This window comes from Niveispirillum sp. GW835-FHT14G11 (assembly GCF_058793615.1).
Window position 1 is genome coordinate 400,115 of sequence record NZ_JBXAFZ010000001.1, and the last position, 25,928, is coordinate 426,042.

A 25,928-nucleotide genomic window follows, 5' to 3' on the forward strand; every position below is an offset into this window, starting at 1 on the left:
AGAAGAGGTCACAACCCTCTACAACCAACCGTGTTGGATAGGCGCAACTGTAGCTCTATATGTACTGGCAACATCCGGTGCGAAGGAGTTTTCGCCATGCTTGAGAAGAGAAACCCGTCCAAGGCCGGGCTTGCCCAGGCTTATTCCCTGTCCAAGCGGGGAGAGGGGCCCAACCCGATCGATATTCATGTTGGTCAGCGACTGCGCCTTCGCCGTACCCTGCTGGGCCTGAGCCAGGAAACCCTGGGCGAAGCGGTGGGTATCACCTTCCAGCAGCTACAGAAATATGAGCGCGGCGCGAACCGCATCAGCGCCAGCCGCCTGTTCAATCTGTCGCAGGTACTGGGCGTGCCGGTGACCTTTTTCTTCGACGACCTGCCGGCGCCGGAATCGACGTTGGTCCCCGATGACCAGCCCAGCGAAACCCAGGAATTCGAGAGCATGGCCCGGCGTGAAACGCTGGAACTGGTGCGTGCCTATTACCGGATTCCGGAGGAATCGGTGCGTCGCCGCACGTTCGAACTGGTGAAGACGCTGGCCGGTGATCCCGATGACAATACCAGGGCCGGCTGATCGGCTGCCTCCGATACCCGTGTGCCGGATATGTCCGACTGGCTGGCCGTCCCCGTGATGGCCAGCCAGTCGCGTTTAAGGTCGATGGACCAGTAGTAAAAGGCCCGTGACAGGGCGTGGTGCAGCCCGGCCTTGCCATCCAGGAAGCCCAGGTGCCACAGATAGGCGTGCAGGAAGGCTAGCCAGGGCCGGCCCGGGAGCGCCGCCAGCAGCCTTTTCGCCAGCCGTCGCCCCCCCCGCTCCCCCGCCAGCAGGGCCGCCGCCCCGCCGCCATGGGCGAGTGCCGCCTCCCAATCCGAATAGCGGTTGTGCCGGTCGAACCAGTCGGCCGGCGGTTTGGCATCGGCATGGATCATGGGCGAGGAAAGCCGGCCCACCGCACCATCGATGATGGGCTGGTAATGGCCCTCCACCTCCCACATGCGCGCCACATGCAGATCGGGACAGACGGGAAACCGGGCGTGGCGACGGTTCACCAGGGCGATCTTGCGATAGGGCGTGCCATGGCGCAGCACCCGGCCCAGCCATCGCGGCCGGCTATCAATGAAGAAGGCCGCCTCTCGTGGGCCTGTCCGCATCAGCAATGCCAGTTCTGCAACCAGGTCGGGAGTAATTCTCTCATCGGCATCGACGAATAGGACCCAATCCTGGCGAATGTCGGGATGGGAGAGGCTCCACTGTTTCTTCTTGGGATACCGCCCGTTCCAGCGGAACGGCAACACCTCCGCTCCCTTGGTCGCGGCGATAGCCGGGGTGCCATCCTCGCTATGGCTGTCCACGACCAGCACCTGGGCGAAGCGGGCCAGTGGCGCCAGACACTCGGCGATGTTCGCCGCCTCGTTCCGGGTCATGATGATGATAGAGATGGGAATGGCGGGTTCCATCACAGCCCCCGACGATAGCCATGGCGGGCAGCCAGCACGAACAGGCCCAGGCCCAGCCCGGCCAGGGTGCCGGCCGGGATCAGCGGCACGGGGTTGGGCCAGTCCGCCAGCGCCGGGGCGGCGGGTGCTTCCAGCAGATCGGCGGCATAGGGAAGCCCGACCTCCAGCATCATCAGCGTCTCCTCCTGCTCCGCCACCATGCCGGTCAACTGGCGCGACCGGTCCAGGTTGGACACACCGGACAGGCGGCTGTTGACATGGGCCATTTCTGCCTTCAACCGGCGCTCCGCCTCCTCCCGCAGGTGCGTTTCCGTCGCGGCATGCAGGCGGGTCAGCAGCAACAGGGCGAAGTCCCGCTTCTCATGGCGATAGACCAGCCGGCGCAGCGGCCCCTCATTCACGGCCTCCACCGCCAGATCCTTCTTCAGCAGGCGCGACAGGTCCACCGCATCGGGGGCCGCCCAGGACTCGTAACCGGCCAGCCATCGCAGACCGCGGCGCAGCACCGCACCTGGCCCGACGGGGGGGCGCCAGCGTCCCGCCTGCTCGTCCCAGGCATCCTCGAACAGACCGCGCATCACCGCGGCATCGGCGGTCAGCCGGGCCGCCACCGGCACGGAGGTCAGAAGGGCCAGATAGCGGGCGAAGTCAGAGACCAGTTCCTCCGCCGATCCCTGTTCGGCGATGCCGCGCCCGGCGGCGGGCGACAGGGCGGGGGCACGGGGGCCCATCGCCGCCGGCCCGCTGCGCCCCGGCGGCCCCACCACCATGCTGACCGTATAGCGGGGGGTGACCAGATGCAAAGCCAGCAGCGTCAAGGCCAGCCCCGCCAGCCCGCACAAGGCCAGCTGGCGCCATTGCATGGCCAGCGCGCGCAACAACTCGCCCATCCCGCCGACGGGCATCTCCAGCCTGGGGGCGAAACTATCGGGCATGGTCGCCTTCACTAATATTCACCGGAAAAGAGAATGACTCGGAGTCTATCTCCCGTAAAGACGGGAATGAGCCCTTCCTGTCACCAGCGATAGGAGAAGCGAGAAGCACAGATACTTGAAGCTTGTATGAAGGAAGCCCCCCAGCAGCAGCGATGGCATCACCGCCAGCAGTAGCATGGGCATGGCGCGGGCCGCGCGCGCCATGGTCCCTGCCAGCAATCCCGTCAGCCCCAGCATCAGCGCCAGCCCCAGGGCCCCCAGCTTCAACAGGAAATAGCTGGCCGCACTATGGGTATAGGATACGCGCCACCAGCCCACGGCCGGATTGGCCACCAGTGCCCCCCAGCCATCGCCGAACAGAAAGGCCCAGGGGTTGCGCCCCACCTGTTCCAGCACGGCCAGCAACTCGCCCACCCGGTTGTTCAGACCCACGCTTTCCGTCTTGTCGGCCAGCAGTTCGGCCACCCCCGCCACCCGCGCGCCCACCGCCACCAGCAGGGTGGACGCCAACAGGAAGCCGGTGATGAACAGGGCCGGTCGCCGCCACAGCCATCGCCCTAAGCCAATGCCCAGCGCCAGCAGCGACAGAATCAGGCCCGCCCGATGCAGCGTGGCCGCCAGCGCCAGCAGGCAGCAAAGACTGCCCCCCGCTGCCGTCAAAGCCAACAGCATCTGCATCCTTGTCGGGGACGACAGCAGCCAACGCGTGGCGCGCAGACCCAGCCAGACGGCGGCGAAGGGCACCAGCGCACTGTTCAGCAGGTAATGGCGCCCCTCGCCCAGCGGCGCCGTCCCCACAGCAGACAAAGCCAGCCCTGCCTCCAGCCACCAGCGCAGGGTGAACAGCACCCCGGCCATTGCCGCCGCGTCGGCCAGCAGGTCGGCCTTCGCCTCCGGCAGGCGCCCCAATGCGGGGGCCAGCAGCAGCGGCAGGGATAGGAACAGCATGGGCACGATGTCGCGCATCATGTCGGTCAGGCCCCAACCGTTCCACAAGCCACGCACCAGCCCCTGCCACAGCAGCAGGACCAGGATCGCCGATCCCGCCGCCAGCGGGGCAGGGGCCCGGGTCACATCCAGCCCGGACAGAAACCGCCAGGGGCCGATCACGCCGGCCATCACCGCAATACCGGCGAAGACCAGCAGTTCCTGCGGCCTTATGCCCGGGGGTGCCGGAGCCGACGCCGCACCATAGGCCAGGATGGACAGGGCGAAGGCCCATAACCGCCATTCCGCGCGCCATTCCACTCGCATGTCGCGATCCTGCCCCCGGTTGCGCAATCAAGACCATTCTGCCACGTGATTGGCGCTGGACAAGGGGTGGCCGGCGGCGCCAAGAATTCCCGCCATGACGCACCAGACCGACACCATCACCCTGCCCCATGGCCGCCCCGGTACCAGCCGCCGGCTGACCATCCACCGTTTCGGCGCCCAAGGCGCCGGCCCCAAGGCCTATATCCAGGCGGGATTGCATGCGGGCGAGTTGCCGGGGCTGGTCGTGGCCCGCCACCTGCTGGATCGGCTGGCCGCACTGGATGCGCAGGGGCGGATCAAGGGGGAGGTGGTGCTGGTCCCCATGGCCAATCCCATCGGTCTGGACCAGGTGCTGCTGGGTGGGCATGTCGGGCGGTTCGATCTGGCCACCGGGGTGAATTTCAACCGCGCCTTCGCCAACCTCGCCGATGCCGTGTCGGGCCGGCTTCGTCCCGGTGACCTGGGACCCGATGCGGCCGCCAATGGCCGCTTCCTGCAGGCGGCGCTGGCCGAAGCAGCCCGCGCCCTGCGGCCCCGCACCGAGGCCGATGCGCTGCGCAAGCTGCTGCTGTCCCATGCTGTCGATGCCGATATCGTGCTGGACCTGCATTGCGACAGCGAGGCGGTGATGCATCTCTACACCACGCCCGCCTGCTGGCCCCTGGGCGTGGCCGATCTGGCGTCAAGGCTGGCGGCCAAGGCCGTCTTCCTGGCCGATATCTCGGGCGGGGAGCCGTTCGACGAGGTCTGTTCCACGCCGTGGGACACGTTGCGCGCCCGCCATGGCGGGCCGGATACGCCGGTTCCCGTCGGCTGTTCCGCGGTCACCGTGGAACTGCGCGGGGAGGGGGACGTGGATGACGATCTGGCCGCCACCGACGCCGGGGCCCTGATCGACCACCTGGCCTGGCGTGGAATCATTGATACGCCCACGCCGGCGGTGCCCGACGCGTCCGCTCTGGCCACGCCCCTGGCCGGGGTCGATCGGGTGCGCGCGCCGGTGGGCGGGGTGGCGCTCTATCATGTGGGGCTGGGCGATAGGGTGACGGTGGGCCAGCATGTGGCCACCGTGCTGGACCCGTTCACGGGGCAGCGCCATGCCTGTCACGCCGCGGCGGATGGCATCGTCTGGTCACGCACCCAGAATCGCTATGCGGGGCCGGGCGATATCCTGCTCTGCGTGGCGGGGCGCGCGGTGCTGGTGACCAGTGGCCCCCTTCTGACCGCGTAACTTTATTGCCCGCGAAATCGCGCCTGCGCCATGACGTGGCGCGCGGCCACACGGGCTTGGAAAACCCGGCGGGGCGGTCTAGTTTCCCCCGACACCTTTCGTCATCCAGGCAGCGTCATGAACAAGCCCCTGAACAGCTATCGTAACGGTCCCGACGAACATGGCCATTTCGGCATTTTCGGGGGACGTTTCGTCGCCGAAACGCTGATGCCGCTGATCCTGGAGGTGGAAAAGGCCTATGAGGCGGCCAAGGCCGACCCGGAATTCCACGCCGAACTGGCGCATCAACTGAAGCATTATGTGGGCCGTCCCAGCCCGCTCTACTTCGCCAAGCGCCTGACGGAGGAATTGGGTGGGGCCAAGATCTATTTCAAGCGCGACGAGCTGAACCATACCGGCGCACACAAGATCAACAATTGCATGGGCCAGATACTGTTGGCCAAGCGCATGGGCAAGAAGCGCATCATCGCGGAAACCGGTGCCGGCCAGCATGGCGTGGCCACGGCCACGGTCTGCGCCCTGATGGGCCTGCCCTGTGTGGTCTATATGGGCGCCACCGACATTGCGCGCCAGGCGCCCAACGTGTTCCGCATGAAGCTGCTGGGTGCTGAAGTGCGCGCCGTGACTAGCGGGGCCGGCACCCTGAAGGACGCGATGAATGACGCGCTGCGCGATTGGGTGACGAATGTCGAAGACACATTCTACATCATCGGCACCGCCGCCGGCCCGCACCCGTACCCGGCCATGGTCCGTGATTTCCAGTCGATCATCGGGCGTGAAACCCGCGAACAGATGCTGGAGGCCGAAGGCCGTCTGCCCGACATGCTGGTCGCCTGTATCGGCGGCGGGTCCAATGCCATCGGCCTGTTCCATGATTTCCTGGACGAACCCACGGTGCGCATGGTGGCGGTGGAAGCCGGCGGCCATGGTCTGGACGTGCCCAACGGCCATGCCGCCAGCCTGAAGGGCGGCCGCCCTGGCGTCCTGCACGGCAATCGCACCTATCTGCTTCAGGATGATGACGGCCAGATCCTGGAAGGCCATTCCATCTCCGCCGGTCTGGATTATCCCGGCATCGGCCCGGAACATTCCTGGCTGCATGAGGTGGGGCGCGTGGATTATGTCAGCGCCACCGACCGCGAGGCGCTGGACGCGTTCCAGTTGCTGGCCCGGACGGAGGGCATCCTGCCGGCCCTGGAACCCAGCCACGCCCTGGCCGCCGTCACACGCATCGCGCCGACCCTGTCCAAGGACACGCTGCTGGTCATGAATCTCTGTGGCCGCGGCGACAAGGATATTTTCACGGTGGGCAAGGAACTGGGCGTGGCCCTGTAAGGGGTCTTTGTTCTTGACTTGTTCCTGTTTTGCGCGTGCGCTATGCTCCGTCCCTGACCTGTGACGGAGGCCGCGTTTCGTGCCGCTTGACCTGATTTCGCTTATGGCCGGCGCCTTGGTGGGGGCCGTGATCGCCTTTCTCTGGCTGCGCCAGGGGACAGCGACCTTGCGCGCCGAACGGGGCGCTCTGCTGGCCGACCGGGAGCGGGACCGGCACCATATCGGGGAATTGCGGGGGGAACTGGCGCAGCGCGACGGGCTGCTGGCCGATCTGCGCCGACAGTTGCAGGTCGAATCGACCCGGCGCGCCGCGGCGGAGAATGAGGCCGCCCGCGTTCCCCGGCTGGAGGAGGCGCTGTCCGTGGCGCGTGAGGAGCAGGCGGAATTGCAGACCGCCCTGACGGAGGCCCGCACGGCGCTGGACCATGAACAGCGCGCCCATGCCGACAAGCTGGCCCTGCTGGATCAAGCGCAGGTGCGGCTGGCCGATGCGTTCAAGGCGCTGTCGGCCGACGCGCTCTCCGCCAACAACCGCGATTTCCTGACCCTGGCCCAGGCACAGTTCGAGAGATTCGGGGAGACGGCGAAGGGTGACCTGGAAAAGCGTGGGGCCGCCATCGACGCCCTGGTCACCCCCATCCGCGAACATCTGGCCAAGTTCGGGGAAGCCGTCCAGGGCATCGAACAAGCCCGCGTCGGCGCCTATGTCGAGTTGAAGACCCAGGTGGCCCACCTCATGGACAGCCAGACACAGCTGCGAGCGGAGACGGGCAACCTGGTCAAGGCGCTGCGCAGCCCGTCCACGCGTGGCCGCTGGGGGGAGATCCAGCTGAAGCGCGTAGTGGAAATGGCCGGTATGCTGGACCATTGCGATTTCCATGAGCAGACCAGTGTCAACGGCACCGACGGCAACCGCCTGCGCCCCGACCTGATCGTGCGGCTGCCGGGCGGCAAGAGCATCGTGGTCGATGCCAAGGCCCCGCTGGAAGCCTATCTGGATGCCGCCCACGCGCCGGATGGCGAGGTGCGGACGGCACAGCTGGCCCGCCATGCCCGCCATATCCGCGACCATATGAAGGCTCTGGGTGAGAAGCGGTACTGGGCGCAGTTCGATCCGGCCCCGGAATTCGTGGTCCTGTTCCTGCCGGGGGAGAATTTCTTCTCCGCCGCGCTGGAGCAGGACCCGGCCTTGATCGAGGCCGGGATCGACCAGTCGGTGATCCCCGCCACGCCCACCACCCTGATCGCCCTGTTGCGCGCCGTTTCCTATGGCTGGCGGCAGGAGGCGCTGGCTCGCAACGCGCAGGCCATCAGCCAGCTGGGCCGGGAACTGCATGAGCGGCTGTCCACCATGGCCGACCATATGGTCAAGGTGGGCAAGGGGCTGGGCGGGGCCGTGAACAGCTACAATGCCGCCATCGCATCCTTGGAAACCCGCGTCATGGTGACGGCGCGGCGCTTCAAGGAATTGAAAGCCACCTCCGGCGGCGACCTGCCGGAACTGGTGCAACTGGACCAGGTGCCCAGACTGCCCCTGCCGGAAGTGGAGGGGTGAGGGGAAGGGGGAGGGGTGACCCTCCCCCCCTTGCCGGTTACTTGGCAAACGCCGCCTTCAGCGCCGCCGCACCCTGGGCGACCGCAGCCTTCGCGGCGGGCGTCTCGGCCAGGCCGTTCAGCATCACGAAATCATGGATGGTGCCATTATACCGCGTGGACGTGACGCTCACACCCGCCTGGGTCAGCTTCCTGGCATAGGCCTCGCCCTCGTCCCGCAGCAGATCATTCTCCGCCACGATGATGGTGGCCGTGGGCAAGCCCTTCAGCTGTTCCAGGCTGGCCTTCAAGGGGAAGGCCGTCACCTCGCCGCGCTTGTCGGCGGGGAAGGTGGCGTCCAGGAAGTAATGCATGGCCTTTTCCGTCAGCCACGGGCCGTTGCCGAATGCCTGGTAGGAGCTGTTGGCCGACACGTCATCGGTGACGGGATAGAACAGCAGCTGATGGCGGATGGATGCTCCCTGCCGGGCCTTGCTCATCAAGGTGATGGCGGCGGCCATGTTGCCGCCGGCGCTGTCACCGGCCACCGCGATGCGGCTGCCATCCAGGCCGTACTGCGCGCCATTCTTGGCCACATACTGCAGGGCGGCATATCCCTGTTCATTCTGGGCCGGATAGACGATTTCCGGCACGCGGTCGTAATCAACGAACACCACGGCCGCACCCGAGGCGGCAGACAGTTCGCGGATCAGATGGTCATGGGTGTTGCGGTCGCCCATCACCCAGCCGCCACCATGAAAATACATGATCACGGGCAGCGGGCCCTTGGCCCCTTCCGGCTTCACGATCCGCACCGGCACTTTGCCGGTCGGGCCGACGGGGAAGGTCGTGTCCTGCACGCTGGTCGGCGCCGATTTCAGCAGCGGGCTCTGCGCACCGGCCAGCACGGCGCGGGCATCGGCGTAGGACAAGGTGTAGATCGGCTTGCCACCCGATGCGGCGACGGCATCGACAAAGGCCTGGGTCCCGGCTTCCAGCAGGGGAGCGTCGGCATGGGCCGGGCCGGCCAGGGCGGCAACGGAAAGGGCAAGAGCGGCGACGGTATTGCGCAAGCTGTTCATGATGATCTCCTGTCTGTCCGGTTAAGGGGGCGCCGGTTCGGTGCCCGTCATTCGATGGGCTGATTGATATCGTACGATTTAATCGTACACTATATAATTAAATGAATAGCGGCCATGCAGCAAAAGCGCCTGCGATCATATCGTACGCGATGCAATATGAAGGGTCCTCACTGCTTAAAGCCTGCACAGGTGCAACCATGTCCGACGCTCCCGCCCTGAAGCTGGGCGATTTCATCTGCTTCTCGCTCTATTCGGCCAGCCACGCGTTCACCCGCGTGTATAAGCCACTGCTGGACCGCATCGGTCTGACCTATCCGCAGTACCTGGTCATGGTGCTGCTGTGGGAGAAGGACGGGCAGAGCGTGGGCCAGATCGGCGAACAGCTATTTCTGGAGAGCAGCACCTTGACCCCGCTGCTGAAGCGGTTGGAAGTGGCGGGCCAGGTGAAGCGGGAACGCAACCCGGCCGATGAACGCCAGGTGCTGATCCGCCTGACCGACGCCGGTCGCGCGCTGAAGGCGCAGACCGCGGATTTCTTCGATCACCTGTCCCAGGCAGTCGGGATGAACGGGGCGGACATTATGGCCCTGCGGGACAATATCCAGTCGCTGCGCACGAACCTGAACAAGTTTGTGGAGTAACGCCTGTTACGCTTTAAAACCGGGCCTCCACGCCCAGGCTGCCCACCCAGCCGCGACGTCCGCCCTCATAGCGCACACCGTCCAGGCTGAGGCTGGTTTCGTCTGCCACGCGCCAGGACAGACCGGCGCCATAGGCGTCGTAATCGCGGCTGACATCCAGGTCCGCGCCCTGCCACCACAGGGCGGCCCCATAGGGCCCGTTCTCGTAGGAGGCCATCAGGGTGGTGCTGGTGGCGTCGTCGCCCTTCAACCGGCCGCTATCGCCATCATCGACATAGACCAGTCCACCGGCGAAGCCGCCATAGAGCAGCAGGCCGGCCAGTTTCAGACTGTCCGTGTCGCCCAGCAGCGGGTTGCGGGATTGCGCGGTGACATAGCCGGCCGCCAGTTCATAGGAGATGGCGTCCCAATCGCCTTGGTAGTTGACGCCGACCTCCCACAGGTCGCGGTCCAGCCGGCCCGGTGTTTCCCGCGCGACATTCTCCACCAGACTGTCGCGCTCCGGCGCGTAGGATACACCCAGCCGCACGCCCATGATGCGCGGCGTCTCATACAGCAGCTTGGTGGCGTCGTCACTGTCGCGGCCCAGATGATCGATGGGCGGGGCGGTGGGCGTGATACCTGTCCACAAGCCGTCCATCTGCCCGCCGGCCAGCAGCGGCAGCATATCGACGGCCCGCTTGGCGGCCCCGTCCTCGTCACCCACGCGCAGCCGTCCCCAGGCGGAATTGACGGTCAGGAACAGCTCGTTGGCGGTCAGCTGGTCGTTGCGGCCCGGCCGGTCCAGGCTTTTCTGGTAATCGCCGGAACCCAGCGTCGCCGTCAGCGACAGGCCCAGCCCGCTATCCGTCGTCAGCGTTCCCTCCCCCGTCACGGCATAGGCGCCGAACAGGTCATGCCCGGCGCCCGATCGCACGACGGCCCCCTGGCCCACGCCGCGCCAGCTGACCTCGGTCGTGGCCGCATCGGCCGGAAGAAGGGCGAGGAGCGGCATCAGGGCGGCGGCGGACAGGGAGCGGCGGAGACGGGGCAAGATCACCATCCGGACAGGGCGGCCATGGACCGCGGGATTGACGGGACCGACAGGAACGGCTTTACGTGGCCGATGGGGCGAAAACAAGGCCGATGGCCACCGCCCCATAGGTTTTCGTTTCTCCCGGGGGCCCCAACCATGACCGACCATGCCAACGATGTGGCCGCCAACCTGGCGGAGATCAAGGCCCGTATCGACAAGGCTGCCGCCGACGCCGGCCGTCCCGCCGGTGCCGCCCGCCTGATCGCCGTCTCCAAAGTGCAGCCCGTGGAGAAACTGGAGGCCGCCCTGGCTGCCGGCCACCGCCTGTTCGCAGAGAACCGGGTGCAGGAGGCCAAGGCCAAGTTTCCCGCCGCCCGTGAACGCTATCCCGACCTGGAACTGCACCTGATCGGCCCCTTGCAGACCAACAAGGTGAAGGAGGCCGTGGCCCTGTTCGACGTGATCCAGACCCTGGACCGGCCGAAGCTGGCCGCCGCCCTGGCCGAGGAGGGGGCCAAGCGCGGCCGCTTGCCGCGCCTGTATGTGGAGGTGAATGTCGGTGCGGAGCCGCAGAAGGCCGGCATCGCGCCCGCCGACTTGCCCGCCTTCCTGGCCGAATGCCGCGATGTGCACGGACTGACCATCGAGGGGCTGATGTGCATCCCCCCCGCCGATACCGAGCCGGCCCCCTTCTTCGCGCTGCTGTCCGACCTGGCGGCCCGCAACGGGCTGGCGCAGGTGTCGATGGGCATGAGCGGTGATTATGAGCTGGCAGTGCGTTTGGGCGCCACCTGCGTGCGCGTCGGCACCGCCATCTTCGGGGAGCGAATCAGGCCCGCCGCCCATGACTGATCTCCTGCCCGATTTCCGGGATTGGTCCTTCCTGGCGGCAGGCAGTGCCGACCAGCGTCGCGCGCATGCCGTCCTCTCCCGTCACCGCCCGTTCGACCGGCTGGCCGGCCATGATGCGGGCCTGGCCGGCACCTTCCCCATTGACATCGCCGTCCCGGGCTCCGACCTGGACATCCTGGTCCAGGCCGATGACCCGGCCGGGCTGGGCCCGCTGCTGGACCAGGCCTTCGGCGCGCAAGACGGCTATACGCGCCACCTGATCCCTGTGGCGGACGGGCCGGCCCTGGTGGCGGGTTTCGCGCTGGATGGTGTGCCGGTTGAGGTTTTCGTCCAATCCCTGCCGGTGGACCGGCAGAGGGGTTGGCGCCACATGCTGGTGGAGGCCAGGCTGCTGGCCCTGGATCCGGGCTTGCGGGAACCGGTTCGGGCGCTGAAGGCCATGGGCGTGAAAACCGAACCGGCCTTCGCCCGGCTGCTGGGACTGGCGGACGACCCCTATGCGGCACTGCTGGGGCTGGCCGATTGGAGCGATGCGGCCCTGTCCGGCCTGCTGTCGCAACGCCGGTCCGCCATGCCGAAACAGGGGTGATTAAAAAGCTTGCGGGATCGGGATGACGTCATTATGTTCCGCGCCCATCCAGTGCGGAGGGGTGGCCGAGTGGTTGAAGGCGCTCGCCTGGAAAGCGGGTATACGTCAAAAGCGTATCGTGAGTTCGAATCTCATCCCCTCCGCCATCTTGCCCAAGTGGGCATTGATGCATCATATCTTTTCCCCGGTTTGTGACTAACCGCTTTGACCGGTTAGCCATTGGGTGTTCCTGCTTTGGCCCCGATGGACGCGATTGCGACCTCTGCCAACTGATCCCGGTTCGCTTCCTTGGTGTAGCGCTCCACGTCTTTCAGGGTCGAATGACCGGTCACCGACGCGATTTCATGCGGGGTGCATCCGGCTTCCGCCAAGCGGCGGGCAATGGCCTTACGCAGACCATGGGCGCTCAAATCATCCGACAGGCCGGCATCCTTGCAGGTGCCGCGAAACCAGTTCCCGAAGCTCTCCGCCGTGAACGGCTTCCCGTAGCGGGTGGACAGGAACGCCAGCCTGTCGCGCGGCACGGTGGTCAGGATGGCCGATAGTTCCTTGTGGATAGGGATGGATACTCGCCCGCCCGTCTTCTGCTGGCGGAACACCAGCCGGTCACCCTGCACATGCTGCCAACCCAGCTTGACCACGTCCGACCGGCGGGCACCCGTGTAGAGCAACAGGGCGAATGCCAGCCGCTCCCGCGTACCCACCGCGTGGAACGCCTCATAGCGGGCGATATCATCCTCTGACCAGGTGGCAAAGCCGTCCGTCTTGCGCCGCACCGGGCGTACCGCCTGGGTAGGGTCAGTCCTGATCCAGTCGCGTTCCAGGGCGTGCCGCATCAACAGGCGCAGCATGCGCAACAGGTTGTTGGCGGCGGCTGGCGTGTCGCTCTTGTCATCCATGAAGCCGCGCACATGGCGGGCCTCCAGCTTGGCAACCGGCTTATGCCCGTGCTTGGCGCGGAAATTCTCGATGATCCCGCTATAGGTCGACTTGGTCGATTCGCTCAACCGGGTGAAATCGGCGCTGCGGTAGTAGGCTTCACAGAGGGCGGAAAGGCTGCCCGGTGGCGGGGCCTTCACGGATGGCTGCTTTTCCCCTTCACCGGCCAGCGCCGCGTTGTACGCTTTCAGGAAGGCCGGGGAACCCACGGGACCGGGCAGGATGACGCGCTTCTCCGCCCCACGGCGGAAATAGATGCGTTCCTTGCCGCGACAGTCCGTATAGCGATGGATGAATTTCAGCCGAACGGTGGTCATGCGGATTCATCCCAGGGGTTGGCGTCGCTGTCTTCATCACCGGGCAGCGCCGCGAAGGCGCGCTCCAGCTGGCGGCGATCCCAGACGCGGCGGCCGTCAATGCGCTTCGGTCCCGGCATGCGCCCATCCCGCACCATCGCATCGAGCTTGCTCGAAGAAATGCCGATGAACTCAGCCGCCGCTTCACGGCACAGGCCGATGGGGGGCAGGTTCTGGGGAAGGGCGGCATGCTTGACCATGGGTCAGACCTCCACCGCCGGGGCGGGGGCAGGGTCCGCCGGCGGGGGGCTGGCGGGGTCCAGGTTGTCACCATCGGGAAGCGGGTTATACCCCTCCTCCTCCCGAACCTCGTTGCGGGTCAGGACGCGGTTTTTCAGGGCGATTTCATGGGAACGCCACCGGCTTTCCGGGTCACCACGCAGGAAGCCGGCCAGATCAAGCGACAGCTCGCGGGGTTCGGCCTGGGTGAATACGGTACGGTTGAACTCCGTCTCGATCTTACGGATCCAGCCATTCAGGGTGTGCTGGGCAAACCAGCGGCCGGCCGTCTCCGAATTGGTGAAGGTGCTGTTATCCCAGATGCCGACGATGGGCGGCGGGATGTTGAAGATGCGCGCCAGTTCCTCGGTGGTGAAGCGCCGGCTTGCCAGCATCTCCGCGTCCTCGGGGGAGATGGTCATCTGTGACCAGCGCAGGCCACCCGACAGAACCATGATCTTCCCGGCCCGTCCGGCCCCGGCGAACTTCTGATCCATCTGGTCTTTAAGCGACGCGGTCTGTTCCTGTGACAGCTTCTGTTCCGCCGTCAGAAAGCCGCTGGGGTTGGCGCCATTGCGATAGATGGCGTCGCTGAATTCCTGGATTGTCAGCCCGGCGGAAACCGTGGCGGCGGCGCGCTGCAACCGGCTGCGGCCAAGCAAGCCGTCGTCGCTGCGGTCCTTCAGGTGGATAACCTCCCCCTGCAACAGGCGGCGCATACGCCCCTGTCCGCCATAGATGGACGTGATCTCGGTCACGTCATAGGCCAGCCGCCCGCTGGGCAGCAGCTGCACCGATACCCATTCCCAGGGGATCGGGCGCAGTTCCACCAGCCGGCCGGAACGATCCCAGACCATTTCGGCCAGGCCGTTGCCGCGCAACAGGGTGGACGCGACCAGCCATTCAACGAAATCCGGCCATGTCTGCCACGGGTTCGGCCCGCGCCGGATCAGGTCCGCCACGGGGTGGCCGTCGTCAATCTCCCGTCCCTTGCCCACCCGGCGGTAGACATAGGCGGGCAGGCTGGCGATGCCGCCGGCGATGGCCCCGACACAGGCCAGCACCACGGACAGCCCTTCCGCCGTGCGGGGATTGACCAGGATGCCGGTGGCCGTGTTCATGCCGGACAGGGCGGACCATGACGGGTCATAGCTCCGCGTTTCGGGTTCTGTGATTTCCGGGGCGTTCATCGGCACGTCTCCAGGAACAGAAGGGCGGCGGACAGGTGCGGCGTAGCGGCGCGGGCCTGGACGCTGGTGCCGTCATAGGCGGGGAAGGCGGTGACGACGGACACTTCCAGCAGCTGCACGCTGCGCAGCTCCCGCCGCTTGCCAGTCCAGTGCTGGCCGTCCGGTGTGGCACGGAACCCGAAGGACATGCCGCCAAGGTCGCCACGGTCGGCCAGGGCCAGCACGTCGCGGCCTGCCTGGGTGTCGGGCACCTCCAGGCTGAACGCCAGCCCGCGCGCATCCTCTGACAGGCGCAAGGTGCCGGACCGCGTGCGGGCCAGCACCTTGGTTGCGTCGTGATCGACCAGGGCCAGGATGTCGCCACCGCCGGCCAGACTGGCACGGAAGGCACCCGGACGGATGATTTCAGTGAAATCACCAATCCGGGCTTCCGTGCCAAACGTGGCCGCATAGCCTTCCAGACGGCGGCCCACGGCGCGCAGTTCGGCGGCGATGCGGCGTTCCATCTTGGCCCCGCCCGTCATCACTGGGTATCCACGGTCTGGCAGGCGACGAAGGATTCGGCGTGCCGGACCGCGATATCCATGGTCAGCATCCCGCGCACCTGGACATTCCCCTTGGCATAGGCCGTGGTCTCGAACGGGTTGACCAGCAGATCGAAGGCGGACCAGTAACCCAGCAACAGATCGGACCAGTTGCCGAAAATCAGGGCGCTGCGGGTCAGGGTGGCGGGGTCGCCCCCATCCGTCAGATTGGACGGGACCAGATTGGACGCGGCCAGCCGGTAATCGGCAAGGTCGGTGCGGCTGGTCATGATATAGCCGGCCCCGGCATCGCCGCTTTCCTTCAGGGTGGAACGGCACTTGCGGACCACCTTGGGGTTCGTGGCCCAGCCCAGGGAACCGGTGTCGGCGTTCGCCACCTCCACCTTTTCGATGAACTCCAGGACCTTAGCCCAGGTCGGGGCCGTCATGGTCACCGAACCGATACCGGACGTGGCCAGAACACCCGTGGGTTCGTTGCTGCCACCGCCCTTGATGGCCACCCGGTCCACCGCCTCGGCCAGCACGGCGGCGAAGTCATCGCGGACCAGCGCCTCGATATCCGGGGTGGATTGCAGCAGCATGTTGCGGCTGAACTCCGTCAGGCAACCGGCATGCTTGGGCGTCATGCTGACCTTGCCGAACCCCAGGTCAGAGGTGGACAGGCCGCTATTCTCCGCCACCCAACCCGCCGTGGCGGACTGCTTCATCTTGGGGATATCGACATTGCCCGTCAGGCCGGACAGGACACGGGCACCCAGGCCGCGAACGATCAGCTTCGACCGCAGAATGTCGATGAACTGCCCGCCCATATGGTCGGTGGCGATCAGGTTGCCGCCCACGGAACCGCTGGGGGCGGTGCTGGTCATGACACGCTGTTCCGCCGGGGCCATGAACACCGACAGGGGCACGGCCATGCCCTGGAACTTCTGCCCGGACCGGCGGGCCACTTCCTGCGACAGCTCCCGTTCCCGCCCGCAATCCACGTCCAGGCCGGGCACCTGGGACGCGATGGCGCGCACCAGGCTGAAACTGCGCAGGGCCGTGTCGAACTGTTCGTCACCGGTCCCGGTCAGGGGCTGGCCAGCGGCGCGGCGGTCGGCGTCGTCAATGAAGCTCTGACGCTGGATACGATCCTCCAGCGTCGTGACTTCCGTTTTCAGCGTCTCGAACCGGGTCCGCTGTTCCTCGGACAGGTCACCCGCCTGTCCGGCGGGGGCCTCGGTGATCTTGCGCAACTCAGCAATCGTGCGGGTGCGCTTTTCCTGCAATTCACGAAGGGACATAGAAAAAGCTCCATCTAAGGGAGGGTGGGCGTCTCGCGACGTTCGGTTACTTCCATCAAGGGTTCGGGCGTCTCCCGACGCTCGGTACTTCCATCAATGGGACAGGGCGTCTCCCGACGCTCATTCCCGCTGGCCTGGATCAGTGATCTTCGGAAACCTCCTGTGGCGGTTCCGTGGCTTCATCGTCCAAGAGATACTTCTGTCGGGCCAAATCCTTATGCCGGTACTGTTCAATTTCGGCCTGCGTCAGGTCGGTATCTTTATAGGCTCCAATATCGTGGGGACCATAAAGCACGGTCTCAAGATCACCGAGGACCTGCATAATAATGTGTCCAATTGGAATAGCGATTACAGGGTCTAGAACCCCAGCTGTTCCAACATTGAGCCAAGTACTTATTTCGTCGCCTTCGAATTGACAGTACAGCGTTCGATCAAGAAACTTGGCGCCGGAATGCACGCCGTAGAACTGCGTGGAGTGCTCCGCCGCCTTCTGAGCAACAACCGCCGCGTAACGCGCTTCCATGTGTACCTTGTCAATGCAGGTCACCATGGTGCGAACGGCCACGATGTCCTGTGCCGAGTAGAGGCGGCGGGCATAACGCGAACCCATGTCGCCAAAGGGCAGCAAGCCACGCTTCAGCCAGTTCTGAAGCGTGTTGTTCGACACTTCGGCCACCTTCAACATGACCGCGTGTCGGAACTGCTTTACCTGCACGTCCATCGGATATGGTCACCTGACTATCTTGCAGGGAACAGTAGGGCAACATCGTGCCCGCCTCAACAGAAATATTGTCACCTGACCACAAGGAATATCCGCCACCTTATCACGCGCTGGCCGGGAGCCTGCCCGATTGGCGAAGTCCCCATTCGGCGATGGACCACAGGGGACCGGTTACGCGGTCGGACAGGAACACAGCCGGCGGGCGGGAATAGCCATCCCAGGTGCGCAGAAAGTCGGGGTGGTTGAACCCTTCCTCGCTGTCCCGGATCAGGGCCAAGGCGATGCAGGCGGCACCCAGGGGGCCGGATGGCGGCGTTGCACACAGGGTTGCCAGGATTGCCCGGCTTTCGGTGTACCGCGCCTGTTGCAGGCGGTCGAAATCCACCGGGTCCATCCCGGCGGGCATGTCAGCGCCGCAGAATATCCGGTCAATGGCTGTGTAGCGCTCGTACAGGGCGACCAGGGCGGCGTCGGGGTCCTTGGGTGTCAGGGCAGCGACGGGGGCAACCAGGGCGGCGCTGGCGACGGCGGAAAGGGCGTGGCGGCGGGTCAGCATGTGGCTTCCTCCTCCCCGAAATCGCAGGGGTCATGCTCCCTGTCGTCGCTTTCTTCGTCGTCGGCGTCGGGTTCCCTGTCCGGGTCGCCATCCATGGCGTCCAGATGGGCGATCAAGGTCTCAATCGCGGCCTCGATCTGGGCGCGGGGCGAGGTGAGAAGGAGGAGCAAGGCGGGCGGGCAAAGCTCCGCCGTGGCGCGAATTTGGCGCATTTGGAACTCCATTGCTTTCAAAACTAATGTCAGCTATTATCACTGACCTGAAACGTGGTCAATGTTAAAAGCCAATGTCAGTTATTTCCGCTGAACAATGTCTTGGCGCACGCGCAATGCTCCGGCTTACCCGTGACCAAGTCGCGGAAGCGGCTGAGGTAGCAATTGCTACGTTGGCTGACTTTGAGACGGGTAAGCGGACACCCCATCCACGCACTTTGACGGCCATCAAGGTCGCACTTGAAACGGCTGGTGTTGAGTTCATCCCTGAGAACGGTGGCGGCGCTGGCGTCCGCCTCAAGAAGGAGGCGTAAATGTTTGAGGTCGGCAAAACCTACCGGATACACATGATAAAGGAGGGCGGGGAAACACAGTTCAGTGGTACTATTGAAAAATATGAGCACCCACTTATAAAGATTGCCGACGTTACGTCGGATTTATTTCCAGGAAAGACCATATTTGGCGAAATCATAAATGTCACTTCCTTGCATTTTATCAGCGCCTCAATACACGATTATTAAAAGAACAGCACCTCAATCCCCGGCTCTGCCTGTTCCGGTTCCCGGCTATACAGCCCCACGGCCATAACCAGGGCCACCAGCCCGTCAACGCGGGCGGTGGCCTTGTCCTTGGCGACCTTGCGTGCGCCCGCCGGGTCCAGCTGGATAGCGGCGTTCGCCACGTTCCAGGTCAGGACCGGGTTGCCGCCATGGCGCAGGGCGCCCGACAGGATGGCGGTTTCCAGGGCGTCCACCGCCGGCCCCATATCCTTGAAGCCCTGCCCCCATCCCACCAGGGGCAGGTCGATCCCTTCATCCTCCAGGATGCGTTTCAGGTCCTCGATCCGCCACCGGTCATAGGCGATGCCGCGCACGTCGAAGGCGGAAGCGATTTCGGCCAGCCGGAAGGCGATTGCCCGCTTATCGATTGCGCGGCCTGCGGTGGCCTCCAGATGGCCTTGATCCCGCCAAAGCTGGTAGGGTACCCGGTCACCATGTTCCCTGTCCTCCAGCCCCTCCCCAGGCAGCCAGAACAGGGATAGAACATCCATGCCACCGCCCTCATCGGGGAAAACCAGCTGCAGGCTGGTCAGGTCGCGGGTGCTGGACAGGTCCAGCCCACCCCAGCAGCGGCGGCCCCGCAACGCCTCCCATTCCACCACCGCCTTGCAGGCATCCCAATCGGGGCCGGCGATGAAGCGTTGCACCGCGTCCACCGGCTGGTTCAGGTACAGCGCCCGAAACGAAGCCTCCAGCGCCGGCATGCGCCGCGCCCGGCTGGCATATTGGCGCATTTCCTCCAGGCTGCGGAAATCACCCAGGGCGGGGTTGGCGAGATACCAGCCCTCTTCGTCCCACGGGTCGGCATCCATGGGCGCGGCGAAGATGAAGGGGGCAAAGGTCGGATCCTCGATCACCCCATCCCGCACCTGGCGGCCATAGGATACCAGCTCGCTCATGATGTGGTTGGGGTTGCTGGATTGGGTGCTGATCACCAGGGTCAGCGGCTCCCGCCGGGCGGCGGTGGACGTGGTCAGAACGTCGTACAGCTCCCGGTTCGGGACCTGTGCCAGTTCGTCGTAAATGATCACCGACGCGCTGAAACCGTGCTTGGACTTGCTGTCGCTGGACAGGGCCTGAAAGAAACTGCCGGTGGCGTAGTGGACGATGCGCTTGGTGCTGTCGATGATGTTGACCAGGGCCAGAAGCTCGGGGTCCGCCTCCAGCATGGCCTTGGCTTCGTTGTAGATGATTGCCGCCTGGGCGCGATCGGCGGCGGCGCTGTAAATCTGGCCGCGCTGCTCCCGCTCCGGCCCGATCAGATGGGCCAGCGCCAGGCCGGCGGCCAGCTGCGTCTTGCCGTTCTTGCGCCCCATGGTCAGCAATGCGGTACGGACGCGCCGGCGGCCGTCGGGCTCCGCCGGGTCATAGATGCCGCGGATGATGTCCTTCTGCCAGTCACGCAACAGGAACGGCCGGCCGGCATGCTCCCCGCTGGTGATGGTCAGGTTCTCGATGAACCGGATTACCCGATCAGCCCGGCCCATTTGCTCCCTGCCTTGGTCTGGGGATTGGTCAGTTTGATGCCCGTGCGGTCGGCTGGCGACAGACCCAGGCGGGTCGCCAGCGTCGCCATGGTGCGCGCGGCCTGTTCCATGATCCGCAGATAGGGGGAGGGCTTGCCGCTGGGTGTCACCATCCGCCCGCCGAACAGGTCCTTCTCCTGCCGCAACCGGATCGAGGCTTCCTTGTGCTGTGCCACGGCCTCGCAATAGCAGGTCAGCAAGGGGGCGTCGGCAACGGTAATCATGCCCGGCGGCACGCTGGTCATGATCGTTTCCCAAACCGCCCGCGCGTCGTCCGACAGGTAGTCCGGGCAGACCGGAACCCCGATGCAGGCCGGTTCATCGTGGTTGATCGGCAGCCGTCCAGGGTTGCCTTCCAGCTCCCGGACGGTGGTCGGCTTCGGCTTTGGTCCGCGCTTACCCATTGATTTTCCTCGTAACCCTCGAAATTCTAAATTGCGATAAACACACGGGGGTTACCCTTCCGTTCCCAGAGATTTATCGGGTCTTGCCGTTCCACCAGTGGCCGGGGTCGAGGGGGCGCCCATCGGCGTCGCACCCCTTCACCGGCATGCGGGTCCGCCGCTTGTTGCCGAACCCGCCATCCATCGTTGCCGTCTTGCGGCTGTGGCAGGCTTGGCAGCTGCTGCGGAGGTTGCCCCATGCGAACGGGTCGCCACCGGCTGCCACAGCCCGCTCATGGTCGACCTGGGTTGCAGGCCGCGCCCTGCCGGGTGGGCAGTACTGGCAAAGGGGGTCAGACCGCAGCTTGTCCAGGCGAACCCGCTTCCACTCGGGCGTGTTGTAGAACCCGCTCTTCGCCATATCACGCCCCCCGCAGTTCGGCGCACAGGCGGTCGGTCTCGGCCCGATTGCCCGCCGTGAATGCCTTCACCAGATCGGACACCATGGCCACTTGCTCGGGCTTGCGCTCCGCCGGCTGGGTGACGGGCTGGGGGCGCTGCTGGGGACGCGACAGCATCAGGCAGCGTTCGCGCTCCGCCTCCAGCGCCCGCAGCTTGCCCCGCAGGAAGGCGGACAGGTGCTTGAAGTCGAAGACATATTCCACGGTTTCGGCGGCCTCGACCAAGTTCGCATCCGTGAACAGGCACAGGGGCATATCCAGCACGCTGGCGATGGCCTGGATCTGCACCTTGGCGTCATCCAAGGGCTTGTTGCTTGCCCGCAAGACGGCCAGTTTCGTCAACCAGACCCGAATGACGCGCTGGGGCGCTTCCTGCTGCAACGCTTGGTCCAGCAGTTCCGCCCGCCGCTTCGCCTCACGCTGCGTCGTCGGGTACACGATGGCAGGTGCCTTCCACGGTGCCTCCACCATGCGGGCCCCATTGCCCGTATCCACCGGGACCGTGTCGGTCATCAGGGCCCAACGCAAGTTCCTGCTCAAGGTCGGCAAGCAGGGCGGCAGCGCCACCGCGCCGGCTTCCTTGGCGGGGATTGTGGCGATGTTGGTCATAGTTCACCTCGGAAGGTTCGTCGGTCCATCGTTCGTCGGTAAGCCAGGTTGCCGGGTGACAGGTGTGGGGCGCTCCCGGCCTTTTCTGCTCCCACGCATAGCGCTGCATGCCCTGGACCAGGGTATCGAGCGGCACTTTCTGCCGTGCCTTCTGGAAAGCCTTCCTGGCTGCTGCCTTGGCGGCCTTCTTGGGACAGATGGCCCACCACGCCTCAAAGTCGGGATCATCGCCCCTCGCGCGCTCACGCGCGTTTACCCCCCGAAGGGGGGGTTCTTTATTCTGATATCTGTTATCTGTCGCGCGCAGAGGCGGAAACGTTTCATCGCCGTTTCGTGACGGCGCGTCACCGTTTCGTGACGTTTCATCAGCGTCACGTGACGGCGCTGTAACGGTCTGGGAACCGGCCTTGCGACGTTCCCGAAACGCGCGAACGCGGTCGGTGCTGCTATCCGATTCGTACTGTTCCTGATCCCAGTTTAGCAGCTTGTCACCGTCCAGGATGACACCCTGCATCGCTTCCCGAATGGCGGTCAGGTCCGCCGGTTTCAGGTCCAGGATGGCGGCGGCCCGCTTGTCCATCCAACCGGCCAGCGTGCCGCGTGGGGTGGCTTCCGAAGCGTGGCACAGCATGGCGGTCCAGGCGGCCAGCACAGCATGCACGGGCAAGCCAGTATCAGCGGCGATCATGCGCCAATTCGGATCGTTGGCCGTGGCGTTGTAGAGGCGAACCCACTTCATGCCCCGCCCTCCAGCTGCCGGGCAATGGCGCACAGCCGGGCGGCGATGCTGTCCTTTGCCAGGGCGATGGTTTCGGGATCAGTGCGGAAGCCGCACCCGATGCGGCGCACGTCGCGGGACAGGTCCAGCAACTGCCCCGCCAGATGGTGGCGGTTCGGGGTGGGGTCGGTGACGGCGCTACGCATGTCCACCACCCTTGCGAGTGGCGGGGATGGTCAGAAAAGCGTTAGCCGACAGGCTGAAAAAGATAATGAAATCAAGGGGGCGTTTCTGGCGGTTAGCCATGACAACGGCTTGACAGCCCTTGCCCCTTGCACTCTCATCCCCTCCGCCATTTTCCTTGAAATAGGACGATGTGCTTGTTTGCCCGGCTTGGCTTCTCGGCCTGCGCGGTGCCACTATGCTTCATGCGGGTATAGGATGACCTCGATCATCGGGCATGGGCAAAATGGCTTTCGGTGTCTTCCTTCATCGGTCCGACTCAATCTATGACGACAGTCCAGCCGAACAGTATCAGTTCCCCAGACAATATCTGAGCCGGGTGGAACCCTGCATCGGTGAGTGGATTGTTTATCTCGAACCCACCAAAGTTCGAGACTCACGTGGCTATTTTGCCATCGCCCAGGTCCGGCAGGTAATACCGGATCCCAAGTCCCCCGATATGTTCCTCGCCATCATCGAGCCCGGTTCCTATCTGGAATTCGTCAATCCTGTTCCTTTCAGGGACGGAGCGGCACCGGTGGAGCGGGGATTGTTGAACCCGGAAGGCAAGTTGTCGGGGCGGGCACAGTCTGCCGTGCGCGCCATTTCACCTGCAGATTTCAATCGCATCCTGGAATTGGGGCTGGAGGAAAGCGCAGCCATCATTCCCCGGCAAGGTGAAGCCACGTTGCCAGCCGGATTCGCTGAAACCCAAACCACTTATATGGTCGAACAACCGCGTGAGCGTGTTCAAACGCTGACCTCCCGTCTTGTCCGCGACCGGGTGTTTCGGCGCATTGTGCTGCGTGCCTATGGCGAACGCTGCGCCATCAGCGGCATGAAGTTGATCAATGGCGGCGGCAGGGCAGAAGTGGAGGCCGCCCATATTCGCCCCGTGGAGCGTAACGGCCCGGACATCATCAATAACGGCATTGCCCTTTCCGGCACCGCGCATTGGATGTTTGATCGGGGATTGATCAGTCTCGAGGATGATCTTCTCGTAAAAATCTCCCGACATGTCAACGACATGGATAGCATTCGACACTTCATCAACCGGACGGGCAGGGCCTATCCGCCCGAGAGGTCCAGAGATAGGCCACACCCTGCCTTTCTGAAATGGCACCGGGAAAATTGCTTCAAGGTTTGAGATATCGGGATCAAGTGCGTAGTGAAGTCCTTCATTGATTTCACATATTCCGACTGGTCTAAATATCTATTGGGTACCGTCATAATCCGCCAATCCGGAGTGCATGAACGATGCTGCGTGATCTGGGTATCGCCCCGAAGCTTGGCCTCGCCTCGCTTCTGTTCATCGTCCCAGTCGCCTTCCTGCTCTGGGCGCTGATCGCCAAGCAGGGAGAGGTCATCGATTTCTCTGCTAAGGAACAACAAGGCACCGGTTATCTGCGCGGCCTGGCGTCCGTACAGATGGTGCTGGCCAAGGCGGAGATCGCCGGCGGCAATGTCGACGGCAAGGCACTGGCCGATCAGGTGCGCGCGCTGGACGCGCAATATGGCGAGGGGATGGAGGCGGCGGCGCAGGTGAAGGCCGTGCTGGCCGCGCTGGGTACGGCCAAGCCCACGGCTGAGAGCCGCACGGCGCTGCGGGCCCTGATCACCCGGGTTGGCGACAAATCCAACCTGATCCTGGATCCCGACCTGGACAGCTATTACGTCATGGACCTGACGTTGATCAAGCTGCCGGACCTGCTGGATCAAGCCAGCGCCATGTACAGCCTGACCCACAAGCTCTATGCGGACGGCAGCGTCGATGCCGATGAGAAGGTTGATCTCTATGTGTCGCTTGGCGGGCTGAAGGCTGTTGCCGATGGGGCCGGCATCTCCGTGAAATCCGCCATCGACGCCAGTGCCGATGCCAGCGTGGCCAAGGCCCTGACCAAGCCGGATGCGGAATTGCAGGCCGCCTTCAAGCTCCTGCTGGACCAGGCGGAAACCCAGGCCCTGGACGCGGCCGCCACGGGCGCCGCCCTGGCGCGCATCGATGCGCTTTATGCCGCTGGGTCGACCGACCTGTCGCGTCTGTTGGATGCGCGCGTGGGCAAGTTCCACCGTGAGCAGATCGTCTCCCTGCTGGTCACCGCCCTGCTGTTCGTGATCGCCGCGGGCACGGTGCTGTGGGTGGTGCTGCGCCACATCATCTCTCCGCTAGGTACATTGACCCGGTCCATGGGCCGGCTGGCCGATGGTGATCTGGGCGTGGAGGTGGCCTTTGCCGGGCAGAAGGACGAGGTGGGGGCGCTTGCCCGCGCCATGGCCGTGTTCAAGTCAAACGCCCAGCGCAACCGCGAGCTGGAGGAGGAGCGGCAGCGCGAGCAGGAGGCCCGCGCCCGCCGACAGGCCGCGTTGGAGGAACTGGTGCGCGATTTCCAGATGGCGGTCAGCGGCCAGCTGCGCACCTTCGCCAGCGCATCGACGGAGTTGGAGGCCACAGCCCGCAACCTGTCACAACAGGCGGACGAAACCAGTGGCCACACGGCCGTGGCCGGACAGAGTGCGGACCGTGCCACCTTGAACGCACAGACCGTGGCCGCCGCAACGGAGGAGCTGGCCGCCTCCAGTGCCGAGATCGGGGCGCAGATTGAGCGCACGGCTGTCACTACCAAGGATGCCGTAAGCGAAGCCGACAAGGCGCGCGGCGTGGTGGATGAGCTGGCCCATGTCGTGGACGGGGTGGGTGCCGTGGTTGACTTCATCCATTCCATCGCCGCCCAGACCAACCTGTTGGCCCTGAACGCCACAATCGAGGCGGCGCGGGCCGGCGAGGCCGGCAAGGGCTTCGCCGTGGTGGCGTCGGAGGTGAAGAACCTGGCCAGCCAGACGGCCCAGGCCACCGATGAGATCCAGGACAAGGTCAACGCCGTCAAGCAGGCGGCCGACCATGCCGTCTCCATCATCTCCACCATCGCCCGCATCATCGGGGAGGTGGATGGCAATTCCGGGGCCATCGCGTCCGCCGTCACCGAACAGGGTGCCGCCACGGATGAGATCGCCCGCAACGTGACGGAGGCCGCCGACCGTACCCGTGAGGTGACGGAGAGCCTGGGCACCGTGCGCGAGAGTGCGGAGTTCACGAAGGTTGCCTCCACCCAGCTGCTGGCCGCCGCCGGCGACCTGTCCTTGCAGTCCGAACGGCTGCGCGCCGATGTGGAGGAATTCCTGTCGGCCATGCAGACGGCGGGTGAACGTCGGCAGTTCGAGCGCCGCCCCTGCACCCTGCGCGCTGAACTGGTGGCGCAGGGACCGCGCGGGGCCGTGCAGCGTGCAGACGTCACCCTGGTTGATCTGGGTCTGGGCGGCTGCGCCCTGACGGGAGCCGACGTGCTGCCGGGTACGGAGGTGGAACTGCGCGTGGCTGGCGCGTCGCTGCCCGGCCGCGTCATCAAGCAGGAGGGCCTGACCCTGCGCCTGCAATTCCGTCTGAATGACCAGACCCATGATGCCGTGGAGCATCTGCTGGCGGAGCTGGAGCGGGCGGCATAATCC

General features: G+C 65.1%; 29 protein-coding genes and 1 tRNA gene. 11 read left to right on the plus strand and 19 right to left on the minus strand.

The features are described from left to right. Window positions 1–96 precede the first annotated feature (96 nt). Window positions 97–573: a helix-turn-helix domain-containing protein gene (locus AC1Q7F_RS01955; protein ID WP_492503251.1), complete on the plus strand. Its 477-nt coding sequence runs from the start codon at window positions 97–99 to the stop codon at window positions 571–573. On the opposite strand, the gene AC1Q7F_RS01960 is transcribed toward AC1Q7F_RS01955, so the two are convergent. From AC1Q7F_RS01960 to AC1Q7F_RS01970, 3 genes are read right to left on the minus strand one after another with little or no spacing between them, the layout of a single operon-like run. After that, on the minus strand, window positions 480–1,457 hold the full coding sequence (locus tag AC1Q7F_RS01960; RefSeq protein ID WP_492503253.1) for a glycosyltransferase family 2 protein: 978 nt from the start codon (window positions 1,455–1,457) through the stop codon (window positions 480–482). The genes AC1Q7F_RS01955 and AC1Q7F_RS01960 overlap by 94 nt on opposite strands. Further along, the gene (locus AC1Q7F_RS01965; protein ID WP_492503255.1) at window positions 1,457–2,392 is read right to left on the minus strand and encodes a hypothetical protein; all 936 of its coding nucleotides are present in this window, start codon (window positions 2,390–2,392) and stop codon (window positions 1,457–1,459) included. Before AC1Q7F_RS01965 ends, AC1Q7F_RS01960 begins: the two co-directional genes overlap by 1 nt. A 45-nt stretch (window positions 2,393–2,437) precedes the next feature. Further along, window positions 2,438–3,646 (minus strand): hypothetical protein, encoded by a 1,209-nt coding sequence (locus AC1Q7F_RS01970; RefSeq protein WP_492503257.1) that lies wholly within the window; start codon window positions 3,644–3,646, stop codon window positions 2,438–2,440. 94 nt (window positions 3,647–3,740) lie between these two features. Between AC1Q7F_RS01970 and AC1Q7F_RS01975 the strand changes: the two genes are divergently transcribed. From AC1Q7F_RS01975 to AC1Q7F_RS01985, 3 genes are all read left to right on the plus strand, one after another. Continuing rightward, window positions 3,741–4,877 (plus strand): succinylglutamate desuccinylase/aspartoacylase family protein, encoded by a 1,137-nt coding sequence (locus AC1Q7F_RS01975; protein ID WP_492503259.1) that lies wholly within the window; start codon window positions 3,741–3,743, stop codon window positions 4,875–4,877. A gap of 117 nt (window positions 4,878–4,994) precedes the next feature. After that, window positions 4,995–6,212 (plus strand): tryptophan synthase subunit beta, encoded by a 1,218-nt coding sequence (trpB, locus tag AC1Q7F_RS01980; RefSeq protein ID WP_492503261.1) that lies wholly within the window; start codon window positions 4,995–4,997, stop codon window positions 6,210–6,212. A gap of 79 nt (window positions 6,213–6,291) precedes the next feature. Next, a complete protein-coding gene (locus AC1Q7F_RS01985; protein WP_492503263.1) occupies window positions 6,292–7,767 on the plus strand; it encodes a DNA recombination protein RmuC in 1,476 nt (491 codons plus the stop codon). Window positions 7,768–7,804: 37 nt separating this feature from the next. Here the strand turns inward: AC1Q7F_RS01985 and AC1Q7F_RS01990 are convergent, their stop codons facing one another. Then, window positions 7,805–8,827: an alpha/beta hydrolase gene (locus AC1Q7F_RS01990; RefSeq protein WP_492503265.1), complete on the minus strand. Its 1,023-nt coding sequence runs from the start codon at window positions 8,825–8,827 to the stop codon at window positions 7,805–7,807. 197 nt (window positions 8,828–9,024) lie between these two features. Between AC1Q7F_RS01990 and AC1Q7F_RS01995 the strand changes: the two genes are divergently transcribed. After that, window positions 9,025–9,468, plus strand: a complete 444-nt coding sequence (locus AC1Q7F_RS01995; RefSeq protein WP_492503267.1) for a MarR family winged helix-turn-helix transcriptional regulator — start codon at window positions 9,025–9,027, stop codon at window positions 9,466–9,468. Window positions 9,469–9,481: 13 nt separating this feature from the next. Here AC1Q7F_RS01995 and AC1Q7F_RS02000 read toward each other — a convergent pair whose 3' ends face one another. Next, window positions 9,482–10,501, minus strand: coding sequence for a porin (locus AC1Q7F_RS02000; protein ID WP_492503269.1), 1,020 nt, complete (start codon window positions 10,499–10,501; stop codon window positions 9,482–9,484). A 138-nt stretch (window positions 10,502–10,639) separates the two neighbouring features. On the opposite strand from AC1Q7F_RS02000, the gene AC1Q7F_RS02005 reads away from it, so the two are divergent. The 3 genes from AC1Q7F_RS02005 (at window position 10,640) to AC1Q7F_RS02015 (ending at window position 12,070) form a co-directional block, all read left to right on the plus strand. Beyond that, entirely contained in the window at window positions 10,640–11,335 is a 696-nt protein-coding gene (locus AC1Q7F_RS02005) for a YggS family pyridoxal phosphate-dependent enzyme (RefSeq protein WP_492503271.1), read from the plus strand. Further along, entirely contained in the window at window positions 11,328–11,924 is a 597-nt protein-coding gene (locus AC1Q7F_RS02010; protein WP_492503273.1) for a DUF4269 domain-containing protein, read from the plus strand. The genes AC1Q7F_RS02005 and AC1Q7F_RS02010 overlap by 8 nt, the downstream gene beginning before the upstream one ends. Before the next feature lie 55 nt (window positions 11,925–11,979). Beyond that, window positions 11,980–12,070, plus strand: a tRNA-Ser gene (locus AC1Q7F_RS02015). A 66-nt stretch (window positions 12,071–12,136) separates the two neighbouring features. On the opposite strand, the gene AC1Q7F_RS02020 is transcribed toward AC1Q7F_RS02015, so the two are convergent. The 8 genes from AC1Q7F_RS02020 to AC1Q7F_RS02055 all read right to left on the minus strand — a co-directional run bounded on the left by AC1Q7F_RS02020 (window position 12,137) and on the right by AC1Q7F_RS02055 (window position 17,945). Continuing rightward, entirely contained in the window at window positions 12,137–13,180 is a 1,044-nt protein-coding gene (locus AC1Q7F_RS02020; RefSeq protein WP_492503275.1) for a tyrosine-type recombinase/integrase, read from the minus strand. After that, entirely contained in the window at window positions 13,177–13,419 is a 243-nt protein-coding gene (locus tag AC1Q7F_RS02025) for a helix-turn-helix transcriptional regulator (protein ID WP_492503277.1), read from the minus strand. Before AC1Q7F_RS02025 ends, AC1Q7F_RS02020 begins: the two co-directional genes overlap by 4 nt. Window positions 13,420–13,422: 3 nt before the next feature. Beyond that, complete coding sequence (locus AC1Q7F_RS02030; RefSeq protein WP_492503279.1) at window positions 13,423–14,628, minus strand: phage portal protein; 1,206 nt, start codon at window positions 14,626–14,628, stop codon at window positions 13,423–13,425. Then, window positions 14,625–15,152 carry an HK97 family phage prohead protease gene (locus AC1Q7F_RS02035; RefSeq protein WP_492503281.1) on the minus strand — a complete coding sequence of 176 codons (528 nt, stop codon included), beginning with the start codon at window positions 15,150–15,152 and terminating at the stop codon, window positions 14,625–14,627. Before AC1Q7F_RS02035 ends, AC1Q7F_RS02030 begins: the two co-directional genes overlap by 4 nt. Next, on the minus strand, window positions 15,152–16,456 hold the full coding sequence (locus AC1Q7F_RS02040) for a phage major capsid protein (protein ID WP_492503282.1): 1,305 nt from the start codon (window positions 16,454–16,456) through the stop codon (window positions 15,152–15,154). Before AC1Q7F_RS02040 ends, AC1Q7F_RS02035 begins: the two co-directional genes overlap by 1 nt. Window positions 16,457–16,595: 139 nt before the next feature. Continuing rightward, window positions 16,596–17,177 carry a MerR family transcriptional regulator gene (locus tag AC1Q7F_RS02045; protein WP_492503284.1) on the minus strand — a complete coding sequence of 194 codons (582 nt, stop codon included), beginning with the start codon at window positions 17,175–17,177 and terminating at the stop codon, window positions 16,596–16,598. Window positions 17,178–17,280: 103 nt separating this feature from the next. Next, window positions 17,281–17,733, minus strand: a complete 453-nt coding sequence (locus AC1Q7F_RS02050) for a hypothetical protein (RefSeq protein ID WP_492503286.1) — start codon at window positions 17,731–17,733, stop codon at window positions 17,281–17,283. Continuing rightward, the gene (locus tag AC1Q7F_RS02055) at window positions 17,727–17,945 is read right to left on the minus strand and encodes a hypothetical protein (protein ID WP_492503288.1); all 219 of its coding nucleotides are present in this window, start codon (window positions 17,943–17,945) and stop codon (window positions 17,727–17,729) included. Before AC1Q7F_RS02055 ends, AC1Q7F_RS02050 begins: the two co-directional genes overlap by 7 nt. A 116-nt stretch (window positions 17,946–18,061) precedes the next feature. On the opposite strand from AC1Q7F_RS02055, the gene AC1Q7F_RS02060 reads away from it, so the two are divergent. Continuing rightward, window positions 18,062–18,259, plus strand: a complete 198-nt coding sequence (locus AC1Q7F_RS02060) for a helix-turn-helix domain-containing protein (protein WP_492503290.1) — start codon at window positions 18,062–18,064, stop codon at window positions 18,257–18,259. A gap of 203 nt (window positions 18,260–18,462) precedes the next feature. Here the strand turns inward: AC1Q7F_RS02060 and AC1Q7F_RS02065 are convergent, their stop codons facing one another. The 6 genes from AC1Q7F_RS02065 to AC1Q7F_RS02090 form a co-directional block, all read right to left on the minus strand. Beyond that, window positions 18,463–19,992, minus strand: coding sequence for a terminase large subunit (locus tag AC1Q7F_RS02065; RefSeq protein ID WP_492503292.1), 1,530 nt, complete (start codon window positions 19,990–19,992; stop codon window positions 18,463–18,465). Next, window positions 19,971–20,435: a P27 family phage terminase small subunit gene (locus AC1Q7F_RS02070; protein WP_492503294.1), complete on the minus strand. Its 465-nt coding sequence runs from the start codon at window positions 20,433–20,435 to the stop codon at window positions 19,971–19,973. The genes AC1Q7F_RS02065 and AC1Q7F_RS02070 overlap by 22 nt, the downstream gene beginning before the upstream one ends. A gap of 73 nt (window positions 20,436–20,508) precedes the next feature. Beyond that, entirely contained in the window at window positions 20,509–20,835 is a 327-nt protein-coding gene (locus AC1Q7F_RS02075; RefSeq protein WP_492503296.1) for an HNH endonuclease signature motif containing protein, read from the minus strand. Window position 20,836: 1 nt separating this feature from the next. Continuing rightward, window positions 20,837–21,313: a hypothetical protein gene (locus AC1Q7F_RS02080; protein WP_492503298.1), complete on the minus strand. Its 477-nt coding sequence runs from the start codon at window positions 21,311–21,313 to the stop codon at window positions 20,837–20,839. Continuing rightward, window positions 21,291–22,223, minus strand: a complete 933-nt coding sequence (locus AC1Q7F_RS02085) for an LvrA C-terminal domain-related protein (RefSeq protein ID WP_492503300.1) — start codon at window positions 22,221–22,223, stop codon at window positions 21,291–21,293. The genes AC1Q7F_RS02080 and AC1Q7F_RS02085 overlap by 23 nt, the downstream gene beginning before the upstream one ends. Then, complete coding sequence (locus AC1Q7F_RS02090; RefSeq protein ID WP_298327590.1) at window positions 22,220–22,408, minus strand: hypothetical protein; 189 nt, start codon at window positions 22,406–22,408, stop codon at window positions 22,220–22,222. The genes AC1Q7F_RS02085 and AC1Q7F_RS02090 overlap by 4 nt, the downstream gene beginning before the upstream one ends. 263 nt (window positions 22,409–22,671) lie before the next feature. Between AC1Q7F_RS02090 and AC1Q7F_RS02095 the strand changes: the two genes are divergently transcribed. Then, complete coding sequence (locus AC1Q7F_RS02095; RefSeq protein ID WP_492503303.1) at window positions 22,672–23,571, plus strand: HNH endonuclease; 900 nt, start codon at window positions 22,672–22,674, stop codon at window positions 23,569–23,571. 110 nt (window positions 23,572–23,681) lie between these two features. Next, entirely contained in the window at window positions 23,682–25,925 is a 2,244-nt protein-coding gene (locus AC1Q7F_RS02100) for a methyl-accepting chemotaxis protein (RefSeq protein WP_492503305.1), read from the plus strand. The last annotated feature ends 3 nt before the right edge of the window (window positions 25,926–25,928 follow it).